The 4899-nt window shown below is 70.8% G+C and carries 2 protein-coding genes and 1 pseudogene; 1 reads left to right on the top strand and 2 read right to left on the bottom strand.

All coding sequences use genetic code 11. The features are described 5' to 3' along the window. Positions 1-622 precede the first annotated feature (622 nt). Positions 623-1048 (bottom strand): TIGR02391 family protein, encoded by a 426-nt coding sequence (locus ASC99_RS28520; protein ID WP_082598708.1) that lies wholly within the window; start codon positions 1046-1048, stop codon positions 623-625. A 42-nt stretch (positions 1049-1090) separates the two neighbouring features. On the opposite strand from ASC99_RS28520, the pseudogene ASC99_RS28515 reads away from it, so the two are divergent. Next, positions 1091-2275 (top strand): annotated as a pseudogene (locus ASC99_RS28515) (IS256 family transposase); the annotation flags it as partial. Between the two features lie 292 nt (positions 2276-2567). Here the strand turns inward: ASC99_RS28515 and ASC99_RS28510 are convergent. Continuing rightward, positions 2568-4634, bottom strand: coding sequence for a hypothetical protein (locus tag ASC99_RS28510; protein WP_057237396.1), 2067 nt, complete (start codon positions 4632-4634; stop codon positions 2568-2570). Positions 4635-4899: the final 265 nt, after the last annotated feature.

The following is a 4899-nucleotide window of genomic DNA, read 5'->3' as shown; positions in this document are numbered from 1 at the left end:
CCCGCCACCAGACAGCAGCCGACCGGCCGCCACCCGGCACGGCACCCGAGCCGGGGACGGCCGCCACCACCTCCACCCCGGCCGCCGAAATCCCGGCAGACTCCCGACAGAAATTCCCGCTACTGGCGGAATCAAGAACGGCCCCGGATGGCATTCCCGACCTGCCGTCAATTCGCGGAAGCACCCCAGAGCGGCCCCCGGCCACGGCAGACCCGGCAGTCAGTCAGACAGCCGGGCCGACGGACACCCGTAGTCACCAAAACCGAGACGCCCCAGAGAGCCCCCGGACTACCGGACCCGGCCCGCGCACCAGCCCAGATTGGTCCACCAAAACGCGATTCAAGCGCCCCAAACGCGATGAGGTCACGGAGTGAGGGGACGGCTCAGGCACCCGAACGCCCCAACACCCGGCACCCCGACCGGCAGCCAGACCTGACGGAGCGAGCGGCACCAGACAGGGCGGGCCAGGCGGACTACCCGGCGCGGACTCCCGGCCGGGTAGTCCACCCGGACCCGCTGAACCAGGTCAGCCCGGCTGCGGATGGTGGACTACCCGCACCGCCACCAGCCACCGCCACCAGCCCGGGCCCGACCCGACCCGGCAAGCACGGGCCGGACGGATCTACGAAGAAGCCCGGCTCTTTGCCCGCTCCACCAAGCGCAGCAGGAGGTCAGCGAACTGGATGATCTCGGCGGCTTCGATTGGGTCCTCGAAGTGGACGGTGCGATGGCTGGTGGGGTTCTTGAACGCTCCCATCGCACCGGCGAACAGGGCTGTCATGGCTTCCTGTTCACCGCCTTCGGCCTGGTCGTCGGTGAGGGGTCCGACGAGCTTGGTCGAGGTGGCCTGGTTGACGGGGCGTAGAGCGTCGCGCATGAGGTTGACACCGGTCTTGGAGTTGTCGAAGCCGGAGGCGTCCCGGACGGCGACCTCGACGGCTTTCATCGCGGCGAAGCAGGCGGTCTCGTACTCACCGGAGCAATGCTCAGGACTTGTGGATCGGTTCCGGGAGGGTACGCGGAGGGCGTACCTTCCCGTGATGGTCATCGAGTAGGCCCGCGTTGCAGCGCGGGTCGGGAAGGCACGCCCGTGCTCAGCGTAGTGAATGCCGATGGTTCGACGGAGTCTGGCTCCTTGATCGACGAGATCGTCCGTGAGGGGGCCCGGCGGATGCTGGCTGCCGCGCTGGAGGCGGAAGTCAGCCAGTACATAGCCGAGTTGGCGTCGGAGACGGACGAGCTCGGGCATCGTCTGGTGGTCCGCAACGGCCGCCACCGGCCCCGGACCGTGGCCACTGCGGCCGGGCCGGTGGAGGTGACCGCGCCGCGGGTGAACGACCGCCGTGTCGACGAGGCCACCGGCGAGCGGAAGCGGTTCTCCTCGAAGATCCTGGCGCCGTGGTGTCGCAAGTCGCCCAAGGTGTCCGAGGTGCTGCCTCTGCTCTACTTGCACGGGCTGTCGTCGGGGGACTTCGTGCCGGCGCTGGAGCAGTTCCTCGGCTCGGCCGCCGGGCTGTCGACGGCAACGGTGACGCGGCTGACGAAGCAGTGGGGCGACGACCACACAGCGTTCCAGGCCCAGGACCTGTCGGAGCGCGACTTCGTCTACGTGTGGGCCGACGGGGTGCACCCCAAGGTCCGGCTCGGGCAGGCGCACTCGTGTGTGCTGGTCCTGCTCGGGGTGCGGCTGGACGGGACCAAGGAGTTGATCGCGCTCGCGGAGGGGCTGCGGGAGTCGACGGAGTCGTGGGCGGACCTGCTGCGGGACTGCCGCCGCCGGGGCATGCGCGACCCCGAACTCGTTGTCGGCGACGGTGCGATGGGGCTGTGGCGGGCCTTGGCCGAGGTGTTCCCCGCCGCCCGCCAGCAGAGGTGTTGGGTTCACAAATCCAGGAATGTCACGAATGCCCTGCCGAAGTCCGCCCAGCCGGGCGCGCTGAAGGCGATGCAGGAGATCTACAACGCTGAGGATCGCACGCACGCGGAGAAGGCGATCGAGGTGTTCGCGCGGACCTACGGCGCGAAGTTCCCGAAGGCTGTCGCGAGGATCACCGACGACGCCGAGGAGTTGCTGGCGTTCTACGACTTCCCGGCCGAGCACTGGATCCATCTGCGGACCACGAACCCGATCGAGTCGACGTTCTCCACGGTCAAGCTGCGGACCAAGGTCACCCGGGGCGCCGGCAGCCCGGCCGCGGCCCTGGCGATGGTGTTCAAGCTCGTCGAGTCCGCCCAGGAACGCTGGCGCGCGATCACCGGCGCCCACCTCGTCGCCCGGCTGTGCGACTCCGGGGCACCGGCGTGGGTCGTCCGGGGCGACCGCGACGAGATCGGGCTCACGGAGGAGGAGCGGCAGGAGCTGCTGGCCTGCCCCCGGGTCACGATGGTCACGGTGCCGGACGCGGGCCACCTGGCGCTGGTGGAGCAGCCCGCGCGGATCGCTGAGGTGATCGTCGAGGCGGCGGCCGGGGCGGCTTCAGGGAGGTGACCGTCCGTCATCTGGTCGGGCGGCCTGCACCGGGACGGGGGCTGTGCGAGGACCGTCACCGGGTTGTCGCCGACGACCATCACGGTGCGGCTCGACTGCCGTCCTGGCCGGGCATCAGCTTGAGGCGCCTGAACGCGTCCGCCACGCGCGACCGTTCACCCGGCGCGGCTTCCACCGTCCCGGCGGCGCCGCCGTCCAGGGTGCGCAGGCGGGCGGCGGCCTCCTCGAGGTGGGGTGCCCCGTCGAGGGCGACCCACCGGCCGACCTCCGGATGCAGGACCAGGGCGGCGTCACGGTTCTCCAGGTCCGACGTGGGCCAGTCGACCCAGATCTCGCAGCTGCCGGTCACCCCGACCGGCACACCGCCTGCGGACCAGCCGACCGTCACCGTCACCGTGTGCCGGCCGGGCCGGTCGAGCGCGAAGCCCTCGGAGCTCCAGAACACCCGGTGGGACTCCTCCAGCGAGGCACCGGGGGCCAGCGGGGCGAGTTTGGCTTCGTCACAGCTGATCACGACAGGGCGGACCGCCCGCTCCTCGCGGCTCTCGTCCCTGCACGACATGGTGGCGAACAGCGCCTCCATGCCGAGGTCGGAGGGGACCATGAGCTCCACGTCGGAGGCGTTGGTCAGCTTCCAGGAGACGGTGACGGGCGCCCCCAGAGGCACCCGGTCGGTTTCGGCGCCGACCTCGAATCTCAGCTCGTCTCCGTGGAACAGAGCGCGGTCGGACGCCTGCGGGGCGCCTGCGGGGCGCCACGAGTCGAACGGCCAGCCACCGGGGCGGACCACCGGGTCGGGCATATGGGCGAGGTGATTGCGAACGGTGGGGTTGAAGCCGAGGTTGATCTGGTCCGGGAACACACCGGGCGCGCCGGTGTCGGGGCCGCCCAGGACATCGGCGACCGCATCGGTCGGGGTCATGATCGAGTTGTCGGACGCGGTCTCGATGTCCTGGTGGATCTGGTTGAAGGCGTGCGTCACCTCGTGCGCGGCCGATCGGAGGTAGGCCCGTGGTACGTCGCGCTGCAGTCGGTTCTCCGCGGTCCCGAAGAACACCGCTTGGGGGCCGGACGGGTAGCCGTCGTCGCTGTAGGCCACGGCCCCTTCACGTGGCACCCCGATGCGGATGTCGTACATCATGCCGCGTCGGCAGCCCATCCTGCCCGGGATGACGAGGAGGTGGGTTCGCCACTCGGCGTCGAGGTCGGCACCGGTCTTACGCACCTTCGTCATGAGAGCGTGCAAGTCGCGGGGGAACCAGCAGGTGTCGGGGTTGATGCCCGGGGGCACCGGGATGTCCGCCCGGGACTCGGCGCGGTCGATGACCAGCTCCCAGCCCGCGGTCGCGTAGAGGGTGTCGAAGTACTCCGTCCCGGTGCCGTCGAGGTTGGGGACGGGCTGGGGCGCGACGGCTCCCTGCAGCGTGTCGATCTCCAGGACGGCCCGGCGCAGGAAGCCGGAGACCCAGGTCAAGGTCACCGAAGCGAGATCGGAGTTGCCCTGCATGACCCGGCCCTCGAACTGCGCGCCATGCACCTGGTGGAGGACGAACCTCAGGAAGCGGCTCGGCGACGTCGGGAACGATCCCCGGAAGGAATCGCCCGTCGGCTGGGTGTAGCGGAACTCGTCGACGTTGAGGGAGACCTGGCACGGCGTTCCGTCAGCGGTGGGCGTCGGCATCACCAGCCGGGTGCCGCTGAGGTAGGAGTGGTACCGGCTCCGCGGGTGGACGGGGATGCCCGGCCGCAGGAGGGAGGACGGCAGACCGACCCGGCTCACCGCCGCTGCAACGGACGCGCCGGGGGCGGCGCGCAGCGGGTCCGGCCGAACCACGGCCGACGGCTGACGGTAGAGGTCGCCGCTGATGATCAGTCCGTCCGGCCCCGAGGCCGGTGCCGCCCGGTCGACCCGCAAGGTGCCGACCAACGGGTGGGCCCCGGGCTGATTCGGACGGATCGTCACCGTGTAGCAGCCGTCCCGGAAGTCCGGGTCGCAGCCCGTCCGCACCGGCGCGCCCGGCGCCGCAGCCGACTCGCGCTCGGCCGTGATCACCGAGGCGACGGGGACATCGGGCGGAGTGACGTCGGCGTCGTTCGGCCGCAGGTGCCGCTCGACCTCGGACGTGAGCGATCCGCAGTCACACATGACGCCTTCCCCGGGTCGACGGCTCACCGCGTACGCCTGCGAAAGACCTCGCCGGCAGCAGCAGGTACGACGACCACTCAAGCAAGCACCCCGCACCGCCGCCATCGCGGCGGCCTGATCGGGTGAGCCCGCAGCCGGAGCGCGTGCGATCCCGGTGAGGAGCACCGTCGCATGACGGCCACTCACACCGGCGCGCGTCAGTACCGGGTGCCCTCCGAGAACCCGATCCGCTCGCACGCCTCCGTCGAGCTCGCCGAGTCGACCG

The sequence above is a fragment of the Kitasatospora sp. Root107 genome (assembly GCF_001424875.1).
Lineage (GTDB): Bacteria > Actinomycetota > Actinomycetes > Streptomycetales > Streptomycetaceae > Kitasatospora.
This window is presented reverse-complemented; position numbering and strand designations above follow the sequence as displayed.

What these genes read in the sequence shown, in the direction of transcription:
- ASC99_RS28510 (WP_057237396.1), bottom strand. Translation starts at nt 4,634, where the DNA reads ATGTGTGACTGCGGATCGCTCACGTCCGAGGTCGAGCGGCACCTGCGG.
- ASC99_RS28520 (WP_082598708.1), bottom strand. Translation starts at nt 1,048, where the DNA reads ATGACCATCACGGGAAGGTACGCCCTCCGCGTACCCTCCCGGAACCGA.